The sequence below is a fragment of the Ramlibacter tataouinensis TTB310 genome (assembly GCF_000215705.1).
Classification (GTDB): domain Bacteria; phylum Pseudomonadota; class Gammaproteobacteria; order Burkholderiales; family Burkholderiaceae_C; genus Ramlibacter; species Ramlibacter tataouinensis.
The window spans coordinates 1,640,780-1,665,430 of record NC_015677.1 but is presented as its reverse complement, the minus strand read 5'-3'; the positions used below and the strand labels follow the sequence as shown (position 1 = coordinate 1,665,430).

18 protein-coding genes and 4 tRNA genes are annotated in these 24,651 nt (G+C 70.3%); 6 read left to right on the top strand and 16 right to left on the bottom strand.

Going from position 1 to position 24,651, the window contains the following annotated elements; genetic code table 11:
• The first annotated feature begins 58 nt into the window (after positions 1 to 58).
• On the top strand, positions 59 to 604 hold the full coding sequence (locus tag RTA_RS19730; protein WP_013900907.1) for a DUF2238 domain-containing protein: 546 nt from the start codon (positions 59 to 61) through the stop codon (positions 602 to 604).
• A gap of 62 nt (positions 605 to 666) precedes the next feature.
• Positions 667 to 2,220, top strand: a complete 1,554-nt coding sequence (locus tag RTA_RS08130; RefSeq protein ID WP_013900906.1) for a fumarate hydratase — start codon at positions 667 to 669, stop codon at positions 2,218 to 2,220.
• A gap of 6 nt (positions 2,221 to 2,226) precedes the next feature.
• Here RTA_RS08130 and RTA_RS08125 read toward each other — a convergent pair whose 3' ends face one another.
• From RTA_RS08125 to RTA_RS08070, 12 genes are all read right to left on the bottom strand, one after another.
• Complete coding sequence (locus RTA_RS08125) at positions 2,227 to 3,528, bottom strand: MFS transporter (RefSeq protein WP_013900905.1); 1,302 nt, start codon at positions 3,526 to 3,528, stop codon at positions 2,227 to 2,229.
• Between the two features lie 11 nt (positions 3,529 to 3,539).
• A complete protein-coding gene (locus tag RTA_RS08120) occupies positions 3,540 to 4,175 on the bottom strand; it encodes a DUF6806 family protein (protein ID WP_013900904.1) in 636 nt (211 codons plus the stop codon).
• Positions 4,176 to 4,217: 42 nt separating this feature from the next.
• Positions 4,218 to 4,307: transfer RNA gene (locus tag RTA_RS08115), tRNA-Leu, on the bottom strand.
• Between the two features lie 58 nt (positions 4,308 to 4,365).
• Positions 4,366 to 4,439, bottom strand: a tRNA-Cys gene (locus tag RTA_RS08110).
• A gap of 51 nt (positions 4,440 to 4,490) precedes the next feature.
• Positions 4,491 to 4,566: transfer RNA gene (locus RTA_RS08105), tRNA-Gly, on the bottom strand.
• 62 nt (positions 4,567 to 4,628) lie between these two features.
• Positions 4,629 to 7,073: an endopeptidase La gene (lon, locus tag RTA_RS08100; protein WP_013900903.1), complete on the bottom strand. Its 2,445-nt coding sequence runs from the start codon at positions 7,071 to 7,073 to the stop codon at positions 4,629 to 4,631.
• Between the two features lie 70 nt (positions 7,074 to 7,143).
• Complete coding sequence (gene clpX, locus RTA_RS08095) at positions 7,144 to 8,409, bottom strand: ATP-dependent Clp protease ATP-binding subunit ClpX (protein WP_013900902.1); 1,266 nt, start codon at positions 8,407 to 8,409, stop codon at positions 7,144 to 7,146.
• A 118-nt stretch (positions 8,410 to 8,527) separates the two neighbouring features.
• Positions 8,528 to 9,136, bottom strand: a complete 609-nt coding sequence (clpP, locus tag RTA_RS08090; protein ID WP_013900901.1) for an ATP-dependent Clp endopeptidase proteolytic subunit ClpP — start codon at positions 9,134 to 9,136, stop codon at positions 8,528 to 8,530.
• 118 nt (positions 9,137 to 9,254) lie between these two features.
• Positions 9,255 to 10,571: a trigger factor gene (tig, locus tag RTA_RS08085; protein WP_013900900.1), complete on the bottom strand. Its 1,317-nt coding sequence runs from the start codon at positions 10,569 to 10,571 to the stop codon at positions 9,255 to 9,257.
• A 32-nt stretch (positions 10,572 to 10,603) separates the two neighbouring features.
• Positions 10,604 to 10,690 (bottom strand) — tRNA-Leu (locus RTA_RS08080).
• 71 nt (positions 10,691 to 10,761) lie between these two features.
• On the bottom strand, positions 10,762 to 13,941 hold the full coding sequence (locus RTA_RS08075; protein WP_013900899.1) for an efflux RND transporter permease subunit: 3,180 nt from the start codon (positions 13,939 to 13,941) through the stop codon (positions 10,762 to 10,764).
• Positions 13,942 to 13,948: 7 nt separating this feature from the next.
• Positions 13,949 to 15,124, bottom strand: a complete 1,176-nt coding sequence (locus RTA_RS08070) for an efflux RND transporter periplasmic adaptor subunit (protein ID WP_049871251.1) — start codon at positions 15,122 to 15,124, stop codon at positions 13,949 to 13,951.
• A 77-nt stretch (positions 15,125 to 15,201) separates the two neighbouring features.
• Here RTA_RS08070 and hpnC point away from each other — a divergent pair, with 77 nt between their 5' ends.
• From hpnC to hpnE, 3 genes are all read left to right on the top strand, one after another.
• Positions 15,202 to 16,083, top strand: coding sequence for a squalene synthase HpnC (gene hpnC, locus RTA_RS08065; protein ID WP_438865680.1), 882 nt, complete (start codon positions 15,202 to 15,204; stop codon positions 16,081 to 16,083).
• Positions 16,080 to 16,919, top strand: a complete 840-nt coding sequence (gene hpnD / locus RTA_RS08060) for a presqualene diphosphate synthase HpnD (RefSeq protein WP_013900896.1) — start codon at positions 16,080 to 16,082, stop codon at positions 16,917 to 16,919. Before hpnC ends, hpnD begins: the two co-directional genes overlap by 4 nt.
• Positions 16,920 to 17,233: 314 nt before the next feature.
• Positions 17,234 to 18,508: a hydroxysqualene dehydroxylase HpnE gene (hpnE, locus tag RTA_RS08055; protein ID WP_013900895.1), complete on the top strand. Its 1,275-nt coding sequence runs from the start codon at positions 17,234 to 17,236 to the stop codon at positions 18,506 to 18,508.
• 13 nt (positions 18,509 to 18,521) lie between these two features.
• Here hpnE and RTA_RS08050 read toward each other — a convergent pair whose 3' ends face one another.
• Complete coding sequence (locus RTA_RS08050; protein ID WP_013900894.1) at positions 18,522 to 19,217, bottom strand: HAD family hydrolase; 696 nt, start codon at positions 19,215 to 19,217, stop codon at positions 18,522 to 18,524.
• A gap of 17 nt (positions 19,218 to 19,234) precedes the next feature.
• Between RTA_RS08050 and hemH the strand changes: the two genes are divergently transcribed.
• On the top strand, positions 19,235 to 20,338 hold the full coding sequence (gene hemH, locus RTA_RS08045) for a ferrochelatase (protein WP_013900893.1): 1,104 nt from the start codon (positions 19,235 to 19,237) through the stop codon (positions 20,336 to 20,338).
• 9 nt (positions 20,339 to 20,347) lie between these two features.
• On the opposite strand, the gene RTA_RS08040 is transcribed toward hemH, so the two are convergent.
• Genes RTA_RS08040 through RTA_RS08030 form a run of 3 tightly spaced genes read right to left on the bottom strand, consistent with a single transcriptional unit; the run spans position 20,348 to position 24,651 of the window.
• Complete coding sequence (locus RTA_RS08040) at positions 20,348 to 21,232, bottom strand: alpha/beta fold hydrolase (protein ID WP_013900892.1); 885 nt, start codon at positions 21,230 to 21,232, stop codon at positions 20,348 to 20,350.
• A gap of 37 nt (positions 21,233 to 21,269) precedes the next feature.
• Entirely contained in the window at positions 21,270 to 23,537 is a 2,268-nt protein-coding gene (locus RTA_RS08035; RefSeq protein WP_013900891.1) for a 3-hydroxybutyrate oligomer hydrolase family protein, read from the bottom strand.
• On the bottom strand, positions 23,521 to 24,651 hold the full coding sequence (locus tag RTA_RS08030; RefSeq protein ID WP_013900890.1) for a branched-chain amino acid ABC transporter permease: 1,131 nt from the start codon (positions 24,649 to 24,651) through the stop codon (positions 23,521 to 23,523). Before RTA_RS08030 ends, RTA_RS08035 begins: the two co-directional genes overlap by 17 nt.

Genomic DNA, 24,651 nt, shown 5'->3' with positions numbered 1-24,651 from the left:
GGGGAATCGGGCCGCTGCACGGCGCCCGCGGGCATGTCGCTGTAAGGTACTGTCCACCATGAGAAGAACACAAGCTGCAGGTTCTCCGCTGGGCGCAGAAGTCTGGCGCGTGCTCGCCTGGGTCGGGGTGCTGCTGATCGCCGCCCTCCTGGCGCTGGTCTGGATGGCCGGTCGATCGGCCCTGGTCTGGGCCCTCGGGATCTTCCTGGTGGCCAGCCTGGGCATCCAGCTGCTCAAGGACAAACTGCCCAGCCTCTTCATCTTCCTGCTCGTGCTCGCGGCGCTCCTGAACGGGGCCGGCGGGACCTTCGACTGGTTCAACGCCTACCCCTGGTTCGACGAGCTCGTGCACGTCTACACGGGGTTCGCCGGCCTGTCTGCCATCGGTTATCTGCACGCGCTCAATGTCAACCCCGGGCGCGCGCAGCTGGTCGGGTGGTGCGCCGGCATGGGCCTGGCGCTCGGGATCGGGTGGGAGATGATCGAGGGGCTGGTGGGCGACCTAGGCTTCGTGGACACGCTCTCCGACCTGGTGCTGGACACCGCGGGTGCTGCGCTGGGTGGCCTGTTCGCCTGGCACGCGCTGCGGGCGGTGCGAACGTAGCAAGAAGGGACTCAGCAGCGTTTGGGATAATCGGCGGCAAGCTCCACCACGCTCCCAAGACCATGCCGACCCTCATCAAGCAAGCCGACCTCGTCGAATCGATCGCGGCCGCGCTGCAATACATCAGCTACTACCACCCCGCCGACTACATCGCCCACCTGGCCCGCGCCTACGAGCGCGAGCAGTCGCCGGCGGCCAGGGACGCGATCGCGCAGATCCTCACCAACAGCAAGATGAGCGCGACCGGCCAGAGGCCGATCTGCCAGGACACGGGCATCGTCAACGTGTTCCTCAAGATCGGCATGGACTGCCGCCTCGAGGGCTTCACCGGCAGCCTGGAGGACGCGGTCAACCAAGGCGTGCGCCGCGGCTACCTGCATCCGGACAACACCCTGCGGGCCTCGGTCGTGGCCGATCCCCAGTTCGAGCGCAAGAACACCCAGGACAACACGCCGGCGGTGGTGAACGTCGAACTGGTTCCGGGCAGCAAGGTCGACGTGACGGTGGCGGCCAAGGGCGGCGGCAGCGAAAACAAGAGCAAGATGGCCATGCTCAACCCGAGCGACTCGATCGTCGACTGGGTGCTCAAGACGGTGCCCACCATGGGCGCCGGCTGGTGCCCGCCGGGCATGCTGGGCATCGGCATCGGCGGCACGGCCGAAAAGTCGGTGCTGCTGGCCAAGGAGGCGCTGATGGAAGACCTCGACATGTACGAGCTGCAGGCGAAGTCCGGCCGCGGCGAGAAGCTGTCGAAGCTGGAGGAGATGCGCCTGGAGCTGTACGAGAAGGTCAACGCGCTGGGCATCGGCGCGCAGGGCCTGGGCGGCCTGACCACGGTGCTGGACATCAAGATCAAGATGTTCCCCTGCCATGCCGCCGGCAAGCCGGTGGCGATGATCCCCAACTGCGCCGCGACCCGCCATGCCCACTTCGTGATGGACGGCTCGGGCCCGGTGTACCTGGACCCGCCCAGCCTGGACCTGTGGCCCCGCGTGGACTGGGCGCCCGACACGCAGAAGAGCCGGCGGGTGGACCTGAACACGCTGACCCGGGAAGAGATCGCCACCTGGAAGGCCGGCCAGACGCTGCTGCTGAACGGCAAGATGCTGACCGGCCGCGACGCCGCGCACAAGCGCATCCAGGACATGCTGGCCAGGGGCGAGAAGCTTCCGGTGGACTTTGGCAACCGGGTGATCTACTACGTCGGGCCGGTGGACCCGGTGCGCGACGAGGTGGTGGGCCCGGCCGGCCCGACCACCTCCACGCGGATGGACAAGTTCACCGAGATGATGCTGGCGCAGACCGGGCTGATCGGCATGATCGGCAAGTCCGAGCGCGGCCCGCAGGCGATCGACGCGATCCGCAAGCACAAGGCGGCCTACCTGATGGCCGTGGGCGGCGCGGCCTACCTGGTGTCCAAGGCGATCAGGCAGTCGCGGGTGCTGGGCTTCGCCGACCTGGGCATGGAGGCCATCTACGAATTCGACGTGGTGGACATGCCGGTCACGGTGGCGGTGGATGCCGGCGGCACCAGCGTCCACACCACCGGCCCGGCCGAGTGGTCCAGGCGCATCGCCACCGGCGAGTTCAAGGGCGTGGCGGTCGCGGCCGCCTGAGCCCGTTCAGGCGTCCTGCAGCGCGGCCTCGCGCCCGCGCTGCACGTCCACCTTCAGCAGCAGCACCAGGCCGGCCAGGAACAGCGTGGCCGTCGACACGATGGCGATGCGCTGGTTGCCGCCGGTGGCCCAGGTGATGGCGCCGAAGGACAGCGGGCCGATCACGCTGGCCAGGCGGATGGCGAAGGTCCACAGGCCGTAGAACTCGGCCAGCCGGCGCGGTGGCGCGAACAGGCCGGCCATCGCGCGCCCCGCCGACTGGCTGGATCCCATGCACAGGCCGGCGATGGCCGCGGCCCACCAGAAGCCGCCCTTGGTGGTGGTGAGCGCGGCGATGATGCAGGTGGCGATCCAGCCCACCAGGGTGGAGCCCAGCGCCAGCTTGTGGCCGATGCGGTCCTGCAGGTAGCCCCAGGCGAAGGCACCGGCCGCGGCGGCCAGGTTGAGCACGAAGATCAGCACCATGGTCTCCTGCGGCTGGAAGCCGATCACCTGCTCGGCGTAGATCGCCGCCAGCGCCACCACCGCGGCGACGCCCCCCTGGTAGCACACGGCGCAGGCCATCAGCCAGCGGAAGTCGCGGTAGCGGTGCGACTGCGCCAGGGTCTGGCGCAGCCGCTGCCACGAGGCCCTCAGCCCGCCTTCGCGCAGGGCCCCGGCCTGCGGCAGCGCCCGCTCCTTCAGCAGCGCGAAGGTCACCAGCGCCGCGGCGCCGTAGATCACCGCCGTGACCAGCATGGTGACCGGCACGAAGCGCTCGGCCGGGACGCCCTGCCCCTGCGCCCACAGCACGTAGGCCAGGCAGATGCCCAGCGCCAGCATGCCGCCGAAGTAGCCGAAGCCCCAGCCCCAGCCGCTCACCTTGCCCAGGGCGTCGGGCCGCGCCAGCTCGGGCAGGAAGGCCGCCGTCAGCGACTCGCCCCAGGAGTAGAAGGTGTTGGAGACGACGACGAGCGCCATGGCCAGCGCCACCGAACCCGGGCCGGCCAGCGCCAGCGCCGCGGTGCTGGCCACGCAGCCGGCCGTCATCGTGATCAGCAGCCGCTTCTTGGCGGCCCGCAGGTCCGCCCACGCGCCCAGGCTGGGCATGGTGAGCATGACGATCGCGTACGAGACGCTCAGGGCCGCCGTCCAGGCGAAGGTGGCCCACTCGGCGCCGCGGGCGATGCCACCGACAAAGTAGGCCGCGAACACGGCGGTCGTGACCACGGTGGTGTAGCCGGAGTTGGCGAAGTCGTACATCGCCCAGCCGAACACCTCGCGCCGCCGCACGCCGGGGTTGAGCGCCTCTTGCGAAAACAGGGCCATGCGGCCTGGCGTCAGTGCAGGTGGCGCGGCCGGCGGCCGCCGCCGTGGCTGCCGCCGCCCGGGCTGCCGCCGCTGCCGCGCGGCGGCTTGCCCAGCTCCAGCGAGTTGACCAGGGCGTCGAAGCGCTGGCTGAACAGCTTGTCGATCTCGGCCACCACGCCCGAGAGCTCGGAGCCGTCGAAATGCCGCTCCATCAGGTTGACCACGTCCTCGACCAGCAGGTCGCGCTGGACCTGCATGATGGCCGCCGGCGTGGGGCCGACGAAGAGCATGACGAAATCGTCGCGCGACTCGGCCTCGGGCGGCTCCTCGTCCTCGTCGAACTCGGTGTCGTAGAACGTGACCTCGATGGCCGCGCCCTGCTCCGCCAGCTCGTTCAGGCCCATGCACATCTCGTCCAGCGACTGGCGGAAGTCCTCGTCGCCGGGCACCGTCCAGCACATGGTCAGCATGTGCTCCTTGGCGTCGAACTTGATGCCGGGTTCCTCCTCGTAGGAGCTGCCGGCGCCGTCGGCCAGCGACTTGGCGCCGGCGTAGGCCCACAGCGGCTTGAGCGCCTCCTGCAGCTGCGCGAAGGTCACGTCGGCCCGCAGCGGCACGTCGCCGTGCACATGGATCTCGAACGGGGGGTTGTTGTAGCTGGGCATGATGTTCTCCGACGCAGACCGCGCTCTGGTGCCTGCGGTCGATGGTGCCTCGAACCGGGGTCGAACCGGTACGCCCGGGTTAGGGGCGGCGGATTTTAAGTCCGCTGTGTCTACCAATTTCACCACCGAGGCGCGCGGCCACTGTAAAACAAAACAGCCCCGGCAACTGCGTTGGCGGGGCTGTGGCATCTGGAGGCGCGGGGCGGAGTCGAACCGCCCTGGACGGATTTGCAATCCGCTGCATAACCGCTTTGCTACCGCGCCCGGGTGACGGAAGATAAAAAGGGAAGCGAATGCTTCCCTTTTAACCGTGTCTGGAGCGGGAGAAGAGTCTCGAACTCTCGACCTCAACCTTGGCAAGGTTGCGCTCTACCAACTGAGCTACTCCCGCGTGAGCCTCGCATTATAGGGCCAAATTCCGTGCTCATCGCCAGGGCCGGCAAAATTTCCGGCTCAGTGCTTCACCGATCCCGGCACCGCGCCGGGGCGCGCGCCGTCGGGCTCGGCCGGTGCCAGCGGCGCGGCGGCCGCCGGCACCGGCTCGTCCTCGGGCAGGGCCTGGGGCTGGCGCTCCAGCGCCACCGCGAGCACCTGATCGATCCACTTGACCGGCACGATCTCCAGGCCGTTCTTCACGTTCTCCGGGATGTCCTGCAGGTCCTTGGCGTTCTCCTCGGGGATCAGCACCGTCCTGATGCCGCCGCGAAGCGCCGCCAGCAGCTTCTCCTTGAGGCCGCCGATGGCGGTGACCTCGCCGCGCAGCGTGATCTCGCCGGTCATGGCCACGTCGGCGCGTACCGGGATGCCGGTCAGGGCCGACACCAGCGCGGTGGTCATCGCGATGCCGGCGCTGGGGCCGTCCTTGGGCGTGGCGCCGTCGGGCACGTGGATGTGGATGTCCTTCTTCTCGAACGCCTCGTCCTTGATGCCCAGGCGGCGCGAGCGGCTGCGCACCACGGTGCGCGCGGCCTCCACCGACTCCTTCATCACGTCGCCCAGCGAGCCGGTGCGCAGGATGTTGCCCTTGCCGGGCATCAGCGCGGTCTCGATGGTCAGCAGATCGCCGCCCACCTCGGTCCACGCCAAGCCCACCACCTGGCCCACCTGGTTCTGCTGCTCGGCGCGCCCGTAGGTGTGCTTGCGCACGCCCAGGAACTCGTTAAGGTTCTCCGACGTGACGACCACCTGGGGCTTCATCTTCTTGAGCTGCAGGCCCTTGACCACCTTGCGGCAGATCTTGGACAGCTCGCGCTCGAGCGAGCGCACGCCGGCCTCGCGCGTGTAGTAGCGCACGATGTCGCGGATCGCCTCCTCGGTGACCTGCAGCTCCTCGTCCTTCACCCCGTTGTTCTTCATCTGCTTGGGCAGCAGGTACTTGATGGCGATGTTGGTCTTCTCGTCCTCGGTGTAGCCCGACAGGCGGATCACCTCCATCCGGTCCAGCAGCGCCGGCGGGATGTTCATGGAGTTGGAGGTCGCCACGAACATCACGTCCGACAGGTCGAAGTCGACCTCGACGTAGTGGTCGCCGAAGGTGTGGTTCTGCTCGGGGTCCAGCACCTCCAGCAGCGCGCTCGACGGATCGCCGCGGAAGTCCGTGCCCAGCTTGTCGATCTCGTCCAGCAGGAACAGCGGGTTGCGCGTGCCCACCTTGGACAGCGACTGCAGCACCTTGCCCGGCAGCGCGCCGATGTAGGTGCGGCGGTGGCCGCGGATCTCGGCCTCGTCGCGCATGCCGCCCAGGGCCATGCGCACGTACTTGCGCCCGGTGGCTTTGGCCACCGACTGGCCCAGCGAGGTCTTGCCCACCCCGGGGGGGCCGACCAGGCACAGGATGGGCGCCTTGACCTTGTCCACGCGCTGCTGCACCGCGAGGTACTCGAGGATGCGGTCCTTGACCTTGTCCAGGCCGTAGTGGTCCTCGTTGAGCACCTCCTCGGCATGCGCCAGGTCGTGCTTGATCTTGGTCTTCCTGCTCCAGGGCAGGCCGGTGAGCACGTCGATGTAGTTGCGCACCACCGTGGCCTCGGCCGACATGGGCGACATCAGCTTGAGCTTCTTGAGCTCGCCGTCTGCCTTCTTGCGGGCCTCCTGCGGCATCTTGGCGGCCTTGATCTTCTTCTCGATCTCCTCGATGTCGGCGCCCTCCTCGCCCTCGCCCAGCTCCTTCTGGATGGCCTTGACCTGCTCGTTGAGGTAGAAGTCGCGCTGGTTCTTCTCCATCTGGCGCTTGACGCGGCCGCGGATCTTCTTGTCGACGTTGAGGATGTCGACCTCGCGCTCGATCTGCTCGAACAGGTTCTCCAGCCGGTCCTTCACCTCGGCCAGGTCCAGCACGATCTGCTTGTTGTCCAGCTTGAGCGGCAGGTGGGCGGCGATGGTGTCGGCCAGGCGGCCCGGGTCGTCGATGCTGGAGATGGAGGTCAGGATCTCCGGCGGGATCTTCTTGTTGAGCTTGACGTACTGGTCGAACTGCTGCATCACGGCGCGGCGCAGCGCCTCGATCTCGCTGGAGGCCTGCTCCGCGGCAGCCGGCTCGACCGGCGTGACGTTGGCGATGAAATGCTGCTCGCCGTCCTGGATGCGGTTGACGCGTGCGCGCTGCTGGCCCTCGACCAGCACCTTCACCGTGCCGTCGGGCAGCTTGAGCATCTGCAGGATGGTGGAGACGCAGCCGACCTCGAACATGTCGTTGACCGAGGGCTCGTCCTTGGCGGCGGCCTTCTGCGCCACCAGCATGATCCGGCGCTCGGCCTCCATCGCCGCTTCCAGCGCCTTGATGCTCTTGGGACGGCCCACGAACAGCGGGATCACCATGTGGGGGAAGACCACCACGTCGCGCAGCGGCAGCAGGGGCAGGTCCAGCGGGGTCGCTGGCAGGGGAATGTGTCCGGACATGGAAATCCTTTTCAGTTGCCCCGCCTACATGGACGGGGACACGGGGTTTTTCAAGCCGGCCCGCGGGAAATCACGCCTTCTTGGCGGCTTCGCGGTACACCAGCAGCGGCGGCTTGTTCTCTTCGATGGTGGACTCGTCCACCACCACCTTGTCCACGTTCGCGGCGTTGGGCAGCTCGAACATGGTGTCGATCAGGGACTGCTCCAGGATGGAGCGCAGGCCGCGCGCGCCGGTCTTGCGGGCCAGGGCCTTGCGCGCGATGGCGCGCAGCGCGTTGGGGCGGATCTCCAGGTCCACGCCTTCCATGGACAGGAGCTTGCCGTACTGCTTGACCAGCGCGTTCTTGGGCTCGGTGAGGATCTGCACCAGGGCCTCCTCGGACAGCTCGGCCAGCGTGGCCACCACCGGCATGCGGCCCACCAGCTCGGGGATCAGGCCGAACTTGATCAGGTCCTCCGGCTCGACCTCGCGGAACACGTCGGTCAGGCTGCGCTGCTTCTTGCTCTTGACGGCCGCGCCGAAGCCGATGCCCGAGGCCTCGGTGCGCTGCTCGATCACCTTTTCCAGGCCGGCGAAGGCGCCGCCGCAGATGAACAGGATGTTGGTGGTGTCGATCTGCAGGAAGTCCTGGTTGGGGTGCTTGCGCCCGCCCTGCGGCGGCACGCTGGCCATGGTGCCTTCGATCAGCTTGAGCAGCGCCTGCTGCACGCCCTCGCCCGACACGTCGCGGGTGATGCTGGGGTTGTCGGACTTGCGCGAGATCTTGTCGATCTCGTCGATGTAGACGATGCCGCGCTGGGCCCGCTCCACCTCGTAGTTGCAGCTCTGCAGCAGCTTCTGGATGATGTTCTCGACGTCCTCGCCCACGTAGCCGGCCTCGGTCAGCGTGGTCGCGTCGGCCATGACGAAGGGCACGTCCAGCATGCGCGCCAGGGTCTGCGCCAGCAGCGTCTTGCCCGAGCCGGTGGGCCCGATCAGCAGGATGTTGCTCTTGGCCAGCTCGACGTCGTCCTTCTTGGCCTTGTCCTTGTGGCGCAGCCGCTTGTAGTGGTTGTAGACCGCCACCGACAGCGCGCGCTTGGCCGTCTCCTGGCCGATCACGTAGTTGTCGAGGTTGGACTTGATCTCGCCGGGCGTGGGCAGGTCGCCGCGCGCCTCGCGCGCCTCCTCACCCGCGGGCAGTTCGTCGCGGATGATCTCGTTGCACAGGTCGATGCACTCGTCGCAGATGAAGACCGAGGGCCCTGCGATGAGCTTCTTGACCTCGTGCTGGCTCTTTCCGCAGAACGAGCAGTAAAGCGTTTTCTCGCTGGAAGAGCCCTTTTTGTCGGCCATGGGAGGGATGCCTCGTAACGTGAAATTCAATGATAACCAAATAGCAAACGGCGACTTCCCGCGGGGGAAGCCGCCGTTGCTGCCGAGCAACCCACTCTGAACGCCGCCACGCCGGGCCTCAAGGCCGTTTGGCGATCACCTGGTCGACCAGGCCGTAGTCCTTGGACTCGTCGGCGGAGAGGAAGTAGTCGCGCTCGGTGTCGCGCTCGATCTTCTCCAGCGGCTGGCCGGTGCGCTCGGCCAGGATCTTGTTGAGCTGGGCGCGGGTCTTCAGGATGTCCTTGGCGTGGATCTCGATGTCGGTGGCCTGGCCCTGCATGCCGCCCAGCGGCTGGTGGATCATGACCTTGGAGTTGGGCAAAGCGAAGCGCTTGCCCTTGGTGCCGGCGGCCAGCAGGAAGGCGCCCATGCTGGCAGCCATGCCGGTGCACAGGGTGGACACGTCGGGCTTGATGAAGTTCATGGTGTCGAAGATGGCCATGCCCGCGCTGACGCTGCCGCCCGGCGAGTTGATGTAGAACGAGATGTCCTTGTCCGGGTTCTCGCTCTCCAGGAACAGCAGCTGGGCCACCACCAGGTTGGCGGTCTGGTCGTTCACCGGACCCACCAGGAAGACCACCCGCTCGCGCAGCAGCCGCGAGTAGATGTCGTAGGACCGCTCGCCACGGCCGGACTGCTCGATGACGATCGGCACCATGCCAAGGGCCTGGGTATCAAGTGCACTCATGGGGGAAGAAACTCCGTTGTCTGGGGCGTACTGTAGCCAAAAAGGACATGGGGCTTGCGCGCCGTACTGCAAGAGCGCACAAGCCCCATCCGGGTACGCGGCCTGCCCTGCCGGTCGCTCAGCCCGCGTTGTTGCCCATCAGCTCGTCGAAGGCCACCTGCTTCTGGTTCACCTTGGCCTGAGAAAGCACGTACTCCGTGACGTTGTTCTCGATCACCATGGCCTCGACCTCGGCCAGGCGGCGGTTGTCGCCGTAGTACCAGCGCACCACCTCGGCCGGCTTTTCGTAGCTGGAGGCCAGCTCGTCGACGTGCGCCTTGATCTGCTCGGGCTTGGCCTGCAGGTTGTGCGTGCGCACCAGCTCGGCCACCACCAGCCCCAGGCGCACGCGGCGCTCGGCCTGCGGGCGGAACATCTCCTCGGGGATGGGCGCCTTGTCGGCGTCCTTGACGCCGCGCTGCTTGAGGTCGGCACGGGCGCCCTCGATCATACGGTCGACCTCGGCCTGCACGATGGATTTGGGCAGGTCGAGCTCGGCCTTGGCCAGCAGCGCGTCCATGACGGCCTGCTTGTTGCGTGCCAGCAGGCGGAAGCGCACCTCCCGCTCCAGGTTCTTGCGGATGTCGGCGCGCAGGCCTTCCACTGTCGCGTCCGGGATGCCCAGCGACTTGGCCAGCTGCTCGTTGACCTCCGGCAGGTGGGCCGCCTCGATCTTCTTGACCGTGACCATGAAGTCGGCCTGCTTGCCGGCCACGTCCTTGCCGTGGTAGTCGGCCGGGAAGGCCAGCGGGAAGGTCTTGCTCTCGCCGGACTTCATGCCGCGCACCGCGTCCTCGAACTCCTTGAGCATCTGGCCTTCGCCGACCAGGAACTGGAAGTCCTCGGCCTTGCCACCCTGGAAGGGCTCGCCGTCGATCTTGCCCTCGAAGTCGACCGTCACGCGGTCGCCGTCCTGGGCGGCGGCGTCCTGCGGGCGCTGGGCGAAGGTGCGGCGCTGCTTGCGCAGGATGTCCAGCGTGCGGTCGATGGCGGCGTCGGTCACCTCGGCCGAGACCTTCTCGACCTCGGCGCCGGACAGCTCGCCGATCTTGATCTCGGGGTACACCTCGAACACCGCGTCGAAGGCCAGCTGGCCCTCGGGCGACTGGTCCTTCTCGGTGATGCGCGGCTGGCCGGCCACCCGCAGCTTGGCCTCGTTGGCGGCCTGGGCGAAGGCCTCGCCGACCTTGTCGTTCATCACCTCGTAGTGCACCGAGTAGCCGTAGCGCTGGGCGACCACGTTGACCGGCACCTTGCCGGGGCGGAAGCCGTCCATCTTGACGGTGCGCGCCAGCCGCTTCAGGCGGGTGTCGACTTCGGACTGGATCACGCTGGCGGGCAGCGTCAGGGTGATCTTGCGCTCGAGCTTGTCGAGGGTTTCAACGGTCACGGCCATGGGCATCTCTCTCTAGAGGATCAGTGTGTGTCTGGTGCGCGGGGGGGGACTCGAACCCCCACACCATCGCTGGCGTCAGGACCTAAACCTGGTGCGTCTACCAATTTCGCCACCCGCGCGTAGCTTCAAAGCAAAACGGGCCGCCAGGTGCTGCCTGACCGCCCGTCCTGAAATACGGCAACCGGCTATTTTATGCGCTGGCCGGCACCGCCCCCGGGGCCGGGGCGGCGGGCGCGCCCTCGCGCTGCACACGGAACCATGCGGCGTACATCGCCGGCAGCGCCAGCAAGGTGAGCGCGGTCGCCACGATCAGGCCGCCCATGATGGCCACCGCCATCGGGCCCCAGAACACCGAGCGCGACAGCGGGATCATGGCCAGCACCGCCGCGGCGGCGGTCAGCACGATGGGCCGCAGCCGCCGCACCGCCGATTCGACCACCGCATCCCAGGCCGGCACGCCGCGCGCGCGGTCCTGTTCGATCTGGTCGATCAGGATCACGGAGTTGCGCTGGATCATGCCCATCAGCGCGATCACGCCCAGCAGTGCCACGAAGCCGAACGGCCGGTCCAGCAGCAGCAGCGCCCCGGCGACGCCGGCGATGCCCAGCGGCCCGGTCAGGAACACCAGCAGGGCCCGGCTGAAGCTTTGCAGCTGCAGCATCAGCAGGGTGAAGGTGATGAACAGCATGATGGGCACGCCGGCGGCGATGGACGAGGAGCCCTTGGAGCTCTCCTCCACCGCCCCGGCCACCTGGATGCGGTAGCCCGGCTGCCATTTCGCCTCCAGCGCCTTCAGCTCGGGCAGCAGCGCGTCCGTGACGGTGGCGCCTTGCAGCCCTTCCACGATGTCGCCCTGCACGGTGATGGCGTAGTCGCGGTTCTCGCGCCACAGCACGCCCGGCTCCCAGGTGAACACCGGCTTGGCGATCTGCGTCAGCGGGATGGACCGGCCGCTGGCGGTCGCCAGGTAGGCGTTGCCCAGGTCGGTGATGGCGTTGCGCTCCTCCTGCGGCTGGCGCAGCACGATGTCGATCAGCTTGTCGCCCTCGCGGTACTGGCCGATGGGCGTGCCGTTGAGGATGGTGCGCGAGGCCTGCGCGATCGACTGGCTGGTCACGCCCAGGGCGCGCGCCTTGGCCTGGTCCACCTCCAGCCGCAGCACCTTGACCGACTCGTTCCAGTTGTCGTTGACGCCGCGGGTATCCGGATTGGCGCGCATCAGCGCCTTGACCTCGTCGGCGCGCTCGCGCAGCACCTGCGGATCGGGGCCCACCACGCGGAACATCACCGGGTAAGGCACGGGCGGGCCGTTGGGCAGCAGCTTGACGCGGCCGCGCGCCTCCGGGAACTCGGTGGCCAGCAGGGCCGGCAGCCGCTGGCGCAGCGTTTCGCGCACCTCCAGGTCGTGTGGCAGCACGATCAGCTGCGACACGTTGGTCTGGGGAAACACCTGGTCCAGCGGCAGGTAGAAGCGCGGCACGCCCGAGCCGACCCAGGTCGTGACCGAGCTGACGCCCGCCTCCTGGCGCAGGCGGTCCTCGACCCGCCGCGCCACCGACTCGTTGGCGGCGAAGGAGGTGCCCTCGGGGAACCAGAGGTCCACCAGGATCTCGGGCCGGCTGGAATCGGGGAAGAACTGCTGCTGCACCCGCCCCATGCCAGCGATGCCCAGCGCGAACGTCAGCAGCGTGGCCGCTATGGTGAGCCAGCGGTGCTCCACGCACCAGTCGACGGTATGGCGGAAGCGCCGGTAGAACGGCGTGTCGAAATGCTCGTGGTGGTCCGCACCGGCGGCCGCCGGCTTGTCCTTGAGCAGCCGGGTGCCCAGGTAGGGCACGAAATAGACGGAGACCAGCCAGCTGAGCACCAGCGCCACCACCGTGACGCCGAAGATGGCGAAGGTGTACTCGCCCACGGTGGAGCGCGCGATCCCGATGGGCAGGAAGCCGGCCGCCGTGATCAGCGTGCCGGTGAGCATGGGCATGGCGGTGATCTCGTAGGCGAAGGTGGCGGCGCGCACCTTGTCGTAGCCCTCCTCCATCTTGCGCACCATCATCTCCACCGCGATGATGGCGTCGTCCACCAGCAGGCCCAGGGCGATGATCAGCGAGCCCAGCGAGATCTTGTGCAGGCCGATGCCCCAGTAGCTCATGGCCAGGAAGGTCAGGGCCAGCACCAGGGGGATGGTGATGCCCACCACCAGGCCGGGCCGGACGTCGATGTAATAGCGCCGCCAGAGGGGCAGCGCCGCGGCGCCGGGCCGCTTGTGCAGGCCCAGCGAGACGAAGCTCACCGCCAGCACGATGACCACGGCCTCGACCAGCACGCGGACGAATTCACCGACCGAGCTGCTGACCGCGCGCGGCTGGTCCTGCACCTGCACCAGGCGGATGCCGGCGGGCAGCCCGTCCTCGATGCGGCCGGTGGCGGTCCGCAGCGACTGGCCCAGGCGCACGATGTCCCCGCCCTTGGCCATGGACACGCCCAGGGCGATGACCTCGACGCCCTGGTGGCGCACCTTCACCAGCGGCGGGTCCACGTAGCCGCGCCGGACCTCGGCGATGTCGCCCAGGCGCAGCTGGCTGCCCGAGCTTCCGCGGATCGGCATGGCCGCGACCTGCTCCACCGCCTGGAACTGGCCGGCCACGCGCACCTGCACCACGTCCAGCGGCGTCTGCACCGCGCCGGCCGGCTCCACCGCGTTCTGCTGCCCCAGCTGCGCCAGCACCTGGGGCAGGTCCAATCCCAGCTGCGCCAGGCGCTTCTGCGAGATCTCGACGAAGACCTTCTCGTCCTGCGCGCCGAACAGCTCCACCTTGGCCACGTCGGGCACGCGCAGCAGCTGCTGGCGCGCGTCGTCGGCGAAGTCCCTGAGCTCGGCGTAGCTGAAGCCGCCGTCGGACTGCAGCGCGTAGATCACGCCGTAGACGTCGCCGAACTCGTCGTTGAAGAAGGGTCCCTGGATGCCGGCGGGCAGCAGGCCGCGCATGTCGCCCACCTTCTTGCGCACCGTGTACCAGACGTTGGCCACCTCGGCCGGCCGCGAGGAGTCCTTGATCTGGAAGATGATCTGCGACTCGCCCGGCTTGGAGTAGCTTCGGATGATGTCCGCGTACGGCACCTCCTGCAGCGTGCGCTCGATGCGGTCGGTCACCTGCTCGGCCACCTGCTGCGCCGTCGCGCCCGGCCAGTGGGTGCGCACCACCATGGCCCGGAAGGTGAAGGGCGGGTCCTCGTCCTGGCCCAGCTGGAAATAGGCGGCAAAGCCCAGCAGCATCAGCACCAGCATCAGGTAGCGCGTCAGCGCCGGATGCTCCAGCGCCCAGCGCGAGAGGTTGAAGCCGGGCTTGGGTTGGTCGGAAGCGTCCATCGCGGCCTCAGCGGGCGGGAGCGGCCGGCGGCGCTGCCGCCACCCGGGGGTCGGCGGCGCCCGGCACGGCAGCGCCGCGTCCCTGCACCGTCTTGTCCTGGTAGATCGAGACCTTCTGGCCGGGCGACAGCACGTGGACCCCGGCCACCACCACCTGGGCGCCGGGCTGCAGCCCGCCCGCGATCACCGCCTCGTTGCCGTCCGCCGTGGCGATCTGCACCGGCTGCGACCGCACCGTCATGCTGGCCGTGTCCAGCACCCACACGGCGCTGCCGTTGCCCTCCTGGCGCAGCGCGCTGGTGGGCAGCTTGATCACCTGGGCGCCGGCGCTGGCCGGCGCCTGGGGCGTCACGTACACCGTGGAGCCCAGCGCCGGCTGGGCCTGCCCGGCCAGGGCGACCTTGACCTGGAAGGTGCGGGTCACCGGGTCGGCGCTGGCCGCCACCTCCCGCACCTGGCCGGCCAGGCTGCGGTTTTCGGACCAGAGCCGCACCGCCACCGGGGAGCCGGCGCGGATCTCGGCCACCCGGTCCTCGGGCACCGAGAACACCGCGTCGCGCGGGCCGTCCTGCGCCACGCGCACCACCGGCGCGCCGGCGGCCACCACCTGGCCCGGCTCGGCCTCCACTGCCGTCACAACGCCCGCCGCGTCCGCCAGCAGCCGGGTGTAGCCGGCCTGGTTGCCCTGCGATGCCAGCTGGGCCTGGGCCTGGTCGAACTGGGCCTGCGCGGCCCGCAGCGCGGTCTCGCGCCGCTCCAGCTCGGCGCCGCTGATGAAATTCTGCTCGCGCAGCGCGGCAAAGCGCTTGAAGTCGGCGGCCGCCAGGTCCCGGTTGGTCTGGGCCGCGGCCAGCTGGGCGCGGGCGGCCTCGGCGGCCAGCCGGTAGTCCTGCGGATCGAGTTCGGCCAGCACCTCGCCGGCCTTGACCCGACGGCCTGGCTCGGCCTGGCGGCGCAGGATCTTGCCGGCCACCCGGAAACCCAGGCGCGACTCGATGCGCGGCCGCACCTCGGCGGGGAACTCACGGACGAATTGGAAATTGCTGGCGCCCACGGTCACCACCTTGACGGCGCGCACGGGCTCCGGCGCGGGCTGGGGCTTGGAGCAGGCGGCCAGCAGCAGGGCGGCAGCCGCCACGGCGAGCACGGGGCGGCCGCCGAGGGAGGGGTTCGGAGCGGGCATGGAGGGATGGGTTCCGGTACTTTAATGACTGACCGGTTAGTAATCTACGCGGCGACCCACGGGCGTGTCAAGCGACAATCTTGGCCGTGCGCCCCTCCTCCACCGCCCTGGCGCCGCCGGGCGACCACTACGAAAACTTCCCTGTCGCGTCCTGGCTCTGCCCGGCGTCCCTGCGGCCCGCGGTGGCCGCCCTCTACTGGTTCGCCCGCACCGCCGACGACATTGCCGACGAGGGCGACGCGCCGGCCGAGCAACGCCTGGCCGACCTGGCGGCGTTCCGGGCCGACCTGCTGGCCCTGGCCCACCGCTCGCCCGTTTCAGACCGCTGGCCGCAGGTGTTCGGCCCGCTGGCGGCGGCGATGGAACGCCACCGGCTGCCGCTCGCGCCCTTCACCGACCTGCTCAGCGCCTTCGAGCAGGACGTGGTGCGCACCCGCGAGGGCGCCGGGTACGCGGATCGCGCCGACCTGCTGGACTACTGCCGCCGCTCGGCCAACCCGGTCGGGCGGCTGATGCTGCACCTGTACGGCGTGCACGACGCCCAGGCCGTCGCCGAGAGCGACTGCGTCTGCACGGCGCTGCAGCTGATCAATTTCTGGCAGGACCTGGGCGTGGACCTGCGCCGCGGCCGCCGCTACCTGCCCGAGGCCGACCTGCGCGCCCACGGCCTGGACCCGGCCGCCCCGGCCAGCTGGCGGGCCCACCCGAATGCCAGGCGGCTGGTCGCCGACGAGGTGGCCTGGGCACGCGCCACCATGCGGCAGGGCCTGGCCATCCCCCACCGCGTGCCGGGGCGCGCCGGCTGGGAGCTGCGCGCCGTGGTCCAGGGCGGCCTGCGCATCCTGGACAAGATCGAGGCGCAGGGCTTCGACACCTTTAGCCGCCGCCCCACCCTGTCGGCGCGGGATGCGCCCGTGCTGCTGTGGCGCGTGCTGCGAATGGGACAATCCGCGCGATGACGCCCGACCAGTACGTGCAGGACAAGGCGGCGGCTTCGGGCAGCAGCTTCTACTACGCTTTCCTGTTCCTGCCCCCGCCGCGCCGCGCCGCGATCACCGCCTTCTATGCGTTCTGCCGCGAGGTGGACGACGTGGTCGACGAGGTCAGCGATCCCGGCGTGGCGCGCACCAAGCTGGCCTGGTGGCGCAAGGAGGTGGCGCAGTCCTTCGCCGGCCAGCCCACGCACCCGGTGATGCAGGCGCTGATGCCCTGGGCCGCCGAGTTCGGGCTGGAGCAACGCCAGCTGCAGGCGGTGATCGAGGGCTGCGAGATGGACCTGGAGCAGACCCGCTATCTCGACTTCCCGGCACTGGAGCGCTACTGCCACTTGGTGGCCGGCGTCGTGGGCGAGGCGTCGGCCCGCATCTTCGGCCAGACCCAGCCGTGCACCACCGCCTACGCGCACACGCTGGGCCTGGCTTTCCAGCTGACCAACATCATCCGCGACGTCGGCGAGGACGCGATGCGCGGGCGCATCTACCTGCCCATCAGCGAGCTGCAGCGCTTCGACGTCAAGGCGCACGAGATCACGTCGCGCCAGTACTCCGGGCGCTTCACCGCGCTGATGAAGTTCCAGGCCGAGCGCGCCCACGGCCTGTACGAGCAGGCGCTGGCCCTGCTGCCCGCGGCCGACCGGCGCAGCCAGAAGCCGGGCCTGATGATGGCCAGCATCTACCGCACTTTGCTGCGCGAGATCGAGCGCGACGGCTTCCAGGTGCTGCACCAGCGCGTCGGCCTGACGCCGCTGCGCAAGTTCTGGCTGGCGTGGAAGGTGCAGGCGCTGGGGAAGCTCTGAAGCGTTCCGAGGCGCTTGGGTCTTGGACTGCTTGTTCGGTGTTGGTTTGTTGAAGTGATTCCTCGTCTTCCCCCCCTTCTCCCCCCCGCCCCTCTTCGCCCCCCGCCGGGGCGAAGAGGGGGGCCTGGATTTGGTTACCTCGCACCGGCTACGCAGCTACAGACCACCGTCGCCACCTCCGCGGCGAACCACGGCCCGGGCGCTGCAGTCCTAGGAAAAGGCTGGCGCCCGTGCGCGGAGCCGCGAGCCAGCGCGCAAGCGCGGCTGGCTCGTGCCAAGGCACGAAGGCTTCACGTCCTGGCCGGGAGAGAGAAATGGCCCAGATCGCGGTGATCGGCGCCGGCTGGGCCGGCCTCGCCGCGGCGGTCACCGCCACCCAGGCCGGCCACCGCGTCAGCGTGTTCGAAGCCGCACGCACCCTGGGTGGCCGCGCGCGCAGCCTCGAGGTGGCGCTGCCCGAGGGCGGCACCGCCCTCCTGGACAACGGCCAGCACATCCTGATCGGCGCCTACGGCCGCACCCTGGCCCTGATGCGCACGGTGGGCGTGGAGCCGGCCCAGGTGCTGCACGCCCTGCCCCTGACCCTGCGCTTTCCCGACGGCACCGGCCTGGCGCTGCCGGCCTGGCCGGCACCGCTGGATGCGGCCTGGGGCATCGCGCGGGCGCGCGGCTGGGATGCGCGCGACAAGGCCTCGCTGCTGCGGGCTGCGCTGCGCTGGCGTCTTGCAGGCTTCCAGTGCGCGCCGGACCAGACCGTTCTGGCGCTGTGCGACGGCCTGGCACCGCGCGTGCTGCGCGAACTGGTCGAGCCCCTGTGCGTGGCGGCGCTGAACACGCCGGCCGCGCGCGCCAGCGGCCAGGTCTTCCTGCGCGTGCTGCGCGATTCGCTCTTCGGCCCTGGCGACGGTGCCTGGGGCAGCTCCTGGCTGCTGCTGCCGCACGCGCCCCTGGGCGAGCTACTGCCGCAGGCGGCGGCGCGCTGGCTGGCAGCCCGGGGCCAGGTGCTCGCGACCGGGCACCGCGTGGCCTCTCTGGCGCAGGACGGCCCCTCGGGCTGGCGGGTCGACGGCCAGCCTTTCGATGCGGTGCTGCTCGCCTGCCCGCCCTGGGAGGCGCAACGCCTGCTCGCGCCGCTGCCCTGCGCGGCGGCGTGGCGCGCGCTGGCCCAGGGCCTGGCCCACGAGCCCATCGCCACCGTCTACGCCAGCAGCCGGCGGCGGCTGCCCCTGCCCCTGCTGGCCTTGCGCGACGGTCCCGACGCGCCGGCGCAGTACGTGTTCGACCGCGGCCAGCTGGGCGGGCCGCAGGGCCTGCTGGCCTTCGTGGCCAGCGCCAGCCGCGGCGCGCGCGAGGCGGTCGAGCGGCAGGTGCTGGCCCAGGCCCATGCCCTGGGCTGGACCGACGTGCGGGCGCTGCAGACCGTGGTCGAGAAGCGCGCCACCTTCGCCTGCCTGCCGGGCCTGCGGCGCCCGCCGGTGCGCGTCGCCCCCGGCCTGCTCGCCTGCGGCGACTACGTGGAAGGGCCTTATCCCGCCACGCTGGAGGGCGCGGTGCGCTCGGCCGAGGCGGCCGCGGCGCTGCTGCCCTGACGGCGGCCTGCGCTCAACGCAGCACCTCGCACAGCTCGCCCAGGTCGCGCAGCACCAGGTGAGGCCGCTGGTCCTCGTGCGGCCAGAGGGCCTCGGTGCGGTTGACCCAGCCTGTCTGCATGCCGGCGTTGAGCGCGCCCAGCACGTCCAGCAGCACGTCGTCCCCCAGGTGCAGCACCTGCGCGGGCACGGCATCCACGGCGCCGGCGGCGGCATGGAAGATGCGCGGGTCGGGCTTGCCCACGCCGAACTCGCGCGCCGAGATCGCCGCCTGGAAGTAGCGCGCCAGGCCGACGCGCTCCAGGTCGGCATTGCCGTTGGACAGGCTGACCAGCGGGTAGCGCGAGGCCAGGAACTCCAGCGCCGGCAGCACGTCGCCGAACAGCTCCACGCGCTGGCGCTCGGCGAAGAAAGCCTCGAAGGCCGGCTCGGCCAGCAGCGGGTTCTCGCCGGCGCGGTACAGCGCCAGCCGGATCGACTCGCGCCGCAGCGCGCTGAGGTCGTGCTTCAGGTCGGGCCGCTGCGCCGCCATGTGGGCACGGATGTCGCGCAGCGCGGAAGGGCTGGAGAACAGGGCCGCGGCCATGGGCGCGTTCTCCACCAGCCAGGCGTGCAGCACCTTCTCGGCGCGCTCGATGGTGGGCCAGATGGGCCACAAGGTATCGTCCAGGTCGAGGGAAATCGCCCCGATTCTCGCTACGTCCAGCATGCAGGCGAGAATACCTGATGGCCTTCGCATCACGCTTCCGCCCCGAGCCTTCCTACACGCACGGCAAGGCGCCCACCACCGCCGTCCTGCTGTGCAACCTGGGCACGCCCGACGCGCCCACGGCGCCGGCGGTGCGGCGCTACCTGGCGCAGTTCCTGAGCGACCAGCGGGTGGTGGAGATCCCGCGGGCGCTGTGGCTGCCCATCCTGTGGGGCATCATCCTGCCGCTGCGGCCGGCCAAGTCGGCGCGCAAGTACGCCAGCATCTGGGCCGAGGGCGGCTCGCCGCTGCGGCTGTGGACCGACAAGCAGGCCAAGCTGCTGCACGGCTTCCTGGGCGAGCGCGGCCATGCGGTGACGGTGCGCTACGCCATGCGCTACGGCCACCCGTCCATCGAGGCGCAGCTGGACGCGCTCAAGGCCCAGGGCGTCACGCGCATCCTCGTCGTGCCGGCCTACCCGCAGTACTCGGGCACCACCACGGCCAGCCTGGTCGACGCGGTGAGCGCCTGGTCGCAGCGCACCCGCAACCTGCCGGAGCTGCGCTTCATCAACCGCTACCACGACGATGCCGGCTACATCGACGCCCTGGCCGGCACCATCGGCCGCCACTGGATGGCGCACGGCCGGCCCGACCACTTCGTCATGAGCTTCCACGGCGTGCCCGAGCGCACCCTCCGGCTGGGCGACCCCTACCACTGCGAATGCCACAAGACGGCGCGCCTGCTGGCCGCGCGGCTGAACCTCAGCCCGGAGCAGTACACGGTCTCGTTCCAGTCGCGCTTCGGCAAGGCCAAGTGGCTGGAGCCCTACACCGAGCCCACGCTGCGCGCCCTGGCCGCCCGCGGCGTCAAGCGGGTGGACGTGGCCTGCCCGGGCTTCACCAGCGACTGCCTGGAGACGCTGGAGGAGATCGCCATGGAAGGCCGCGCCGCCTTCCTGGCCGCGGGCGGCCAGGCCTTCCACGCCATCCCCTGCCTGAACGACGACAACCGCTGGATCAAGGCCCTGGCCGACCTGGCCGAGAAGCACCTGGCGGGCTGGCCGACCCGGGAGCGCCCGGACCCCGCCGCGCTGGCGCAGTCGCGCGAACGCGCCAAGGCGCTCGGCGCCTCCGCCTGAGGCCCCGGCTCAGGCAACGGCCAGCGCCGGCTCGTGGGCTTCGATGAAGCCCGCCACCAGGTCCAGCTGCGCTGGCACGTTGAGCGCCGGCGCATGGCCGCAGCCGGGCACCTCGACCACGCGCAGCCGGCCGCGCGCGCCCGGGCCGCGCTGCATCATCTCGGCCGTCGCGTCGGGCAGCACCAAGTCGGACTCGGCGCCGCGCAGGCACAGCACCGGGGCCTCGATCGCGTCGTAGTGCTCCCACAGCTCGTAGTCGCGCGGGTGGTCGATGAACTGCCGCACCATGGCCGGGTCGTAGTGCGGCGTGACGCGCCCGTCCGGCAGGCGCCGCGTCGAGGTCTCGGTCAGGCGCCGCCACTGCGCATCGCTCATCCAGCCGTAGGGCTTGTAGACCTGCCGGTAGAACGCCTCCAGCTCGCGAACCGTGGCGAACGAGGGCGGGCTGCCGGCATAGGCCCGGATGCGGTCGAGCGCGGCCTGCGCCAGGCGCGGCGCGTTGTCGTTGAGCACCAGGCTGCGGATGCGCCCGCGCAGCGCCGGCACCTGCAGCCCCCCGGCGCACACCGTGCCGATGGCGCCGCCCATCGAGGTGCCCACCCAGTGCGCCTCCTCGATGCCGAGCCGGTCGAACAGCTCGCAGGCCAGGCGGGCGTAGAACGCCAGGGTGTACTCCCGCAGCGGGTCGGGGCTCCACTGGCTCAGGCCGCGGCCCAGGGTGTCGGGGCAGATCACCCGGAAGCGCTGCGCCAGGCGCTGCGCCAGCTCGTCCATGTCGCGCCCCGTGCGCGCCAGGCCGTGCCAGGCGATGACCACCGGACCGCCGGGCGGGCCCCATTCGGTGTAGTGGATCTCGCGCCCGGCGCAGGTCGCGTAGTTCGATGTGGGCTGCATGCTGTCCTTTGCCGGGGCGGGCGCCCCGTTCGCTCTCTTACTGCGGCACTGTCAGCGTGGTCCCGCTGAAGCCGATGCGGTCGGCGGCCGCCGGTGCGGCGCTGATCGGCGGGATGTGGGCAGCGGTCAGCGCCGGCGCGGCGCCAGGCACGCCGCCGCGCGGCGTGGTGCGCACCACTTGGCTGGGCGGCAGCGGCGCGCCGGCGGTCAGGTGCGCGTGCATCAGGTCCATCGCCTGGTTGAAGTACCCGTGCAGCGGCACGAAGCGCGTGTCGAAGCCGGCCAGCGGGATGAAGGTGTCGAAGTGCTGGGCGTTGGTGACCTCCACGTAGCGCAGCTGGCTGCGGGTGCCCTCGACGGCGAGGTTGTAGGCGGCGTAGGCGCGCGAGTTGTTGTTCACCGGCACCAGCGCGTCGCTGCGGCCGCTGACGATGATGGTGGGCGTGCGGCCCAGGTCGCCGCTGACGGCCACCTCGGCGATGCCGCGGCGCACGGCGGCGCTCTGGTCGGCCGTCGGCGTGGAGGCATCGGTGAGCGGCGCCCCGGTCACCGGGTCGGCGCCGGTCACCAGCGCGCGCTGGCACAGGGCGGTGTCCAGGCCGAAGTCGGCGGTGCCGGTGGAGGCCGAGACGGCCCACTGCCAGGCCTTGGAACCGCCCAGCGAGTTGTCGTAGATAGGCGCGGCCGGCGTGCCGTTGGCCGTCCCGTTGGCGATGGCGAAGCTCTGCGCCTTGGCCGCGGCGGTGGCGGCGACGGGATTGCCGAGCGTATCGGCGGCGGCGAAGCTGGTGCCGCAGACGTTGTCCAGCACCGAGAAGCGGCCATAGGCCACCGGGTACATGGCCGACAGGATGGGGCCGTTGCCCAGGCCCCAGTGCGCGTTGTGCATGCGGTCGTGCTCCACCGTCCAGCCGTAGCCGCGCAGGCGCGCCAGCGCATCGGCCGCGCGCTCGGCCGCGGTCGCGCCATTCACCAGGCCCTTGGCCGCCAGGCTGGCGCAGCGTGCCTGCGCGCGGCCGTTCATGCCCGCGATGGTCATGAAGTTGAAGAAGGAGAACTCGGTCATGGCCGCGTCAGCGGCCATCGCCGCGCAGGGCTGGTAGAGGTTGCCGTAGGTCACCAGGTCCGCCAGGTTGCGGCCGTAGCCGCTCACCGGCGTGCCGCCGAAGCTGATGCCGTAGCCCGCCGTGGTCGGCATCTGCGTCACCGGCTCGGACGCGACCACGCCGTCGATCAGGCCGGTGCGGTCCAGCTCCGCGGCCCGCAGCACGGCCGCCCCGCCGTTGGAGGCCGAGCCGGCGATCACCAGCGTGTTCGCCGGCACGAAGCGCCTACCGCTGCCGGGCCCGCCGAAACGGTCATTGAGGGCATGGAACGCGTAGCGGGCCACGGCCAGCGTGTCGCTGCCCCAGTCCTTCTCGGGGTTTTGCTGTGAGTGCACTTGCTTGAGGGCGAAGCGGTGGGGCAGCACCGCGTTGAAGGCGGCCCGCGCCGACTCCGTGATGTCGGCGGCGAAGTGGGCCAGCACGCCGGCGGCGGTGCGCGTGGCGCGCGTGCCGTCCACCTTGTTGACGGTGTCGTCGCCCAGGTCGTGCAGGCCCACGCCCTTGCCGGCGTCGGTCAGCGCCACGGCGCATCCCTTCTTCAGGCCCCACTCGCCGGCAGTGCCGATGGCGCCGTACACGCCGCGCGAGCCGGAGGACGGCCCCAGCACGAGGCAGGGCTTGCCGGTGTCGAAGCTGTCGGGGATCAGCACCGCCATGACCACGCGCTTGCGGCCGCTGCCGTCGTCCAGCGAGGCGAGGTACTCGCGGCCGGGGATCAGCCCCTCGTTGGCCGTGACGGTGCCGTCGGCCGTGACGTTGGGGCCGTAGAAGCGGCCATAGCCGCCCGCCACCGATGGATCCAGGATGGCACGGTAGTTGGAATACAGCGCGTTGCGCCGCAGCTCCGCCGCGGTGGGATTGTTCGCGTCGGCGTACAGCGGCGGGACGGGCGCGCCCAGGCCGGTCTTGCCGATGCCGCCGGTGAGCAGGTCCTGCTGCTGCGCCGTGGCGCCGGTGCCCACGGTGGTGGCCGGGTAGTCGGTCACGCTGTGCTGGGTGACGCCCAGCGGCATGGCCTGCGCCGGCAGATCCACGCCCGGCGGCACCTTGGCGTTCACGTTGGCGGCCTGCACGTCGGACACGGAGGCGGAACCGTCCGCGCCGCCGCCGCAGCCCGCAAGCACCGCGGAAGCGATCGCGCACAGGGGAAGGATGCGGCGCACGGCGGCTGCGCGGTAAGGATCAGCGGTTGTTCTCAACGTAGTCTCCTTGCAGGGGGTGGGTGGGGTGGGTGGAGGTGGCCGGGGACCGGGCTGCACGCCACGCGCGCAGCCGCCCGACCACGCCGGTGGGGAAGTAGTACACCGAGAGCACGAACAGCAGGCCCAGCCAGAGCAGCCAGCGGTCCGGCGACAGCAGCGCCGCCAGCCAGGGCAGGCCCGACACCGCCTCGCTGCCCAGGCGCAGCAGGTCCTGCAGGTAGCTCTGGGCCACCACGAAGACGGCCGAGCCGATCAGGGCGCCGTAGATCGTGCCCATGCCGCCGATGACCACGATCAGCAGCACGTCCAGCATGATCTCGAAGGACAGCGAGGTGTCCGGCCCGTTGTAGCGCAGCCAGACCGCCAGCATGGCACCGGCCAGGGTGGCGAACAGCGCCGACAGGATGCTGGACACCGTGCGGTAGACTACCACCCGGTAGCCGATGGCCTCGGCGCGGAATTCGTTCTCGCGGATCGCCTGCAGCACCCGGCCGAACGGCGAGTTGACGATGCGCAGCAGGGCCAGCACCAGCACCAGCGCGGTGGCGAACAGCAGGTAGTAGCACAGCAGGCGGCCGTCGAGGTTGGCGCCCAGGAAGGGCTCGGCCGCCAGTTCGAAGCTGGGAGAGAGCTGCTCGGGCACGCGGAAGGTGAGGCCGTCCTCGCCGCCGGTGATCTCCGACAGCTGCGAGGCCAGGGTCTGGAAGGCGGCGGCCACGGCCAGCGTGATCATGGAGAAGAAGATGGCCCGCACCCGCAGCGAGAACAGCCCGATGGCCAGCGCCAGCACCAGCGACAGCGCCAGGGCCGCGGCGATGCCGGTGCCCAGCGCCGCCCAGCCCGCGCCCATGCGGGTGGACGCGATGGCCACGCCGTAGGCGCCGATGCCGAAGAACATGGTGTGGGCGAAGCTGACGATACCGGTGTAGCCCAGCAGCAGATCGAAGCTGGCCACCAGCACCACGAACACCAGCACCTTGGCCGCGACGTTCAGCGCCTTGACGCCGGGAAACAGGAAAGGCGTGAAGGCCAGGGCCAGCACGATCAGCAGCAGCAGCACCGCCAGCGGCTTGCTGCGCGGCAGGTCGTGGGAGAGCAGTCGGTTCAGCAT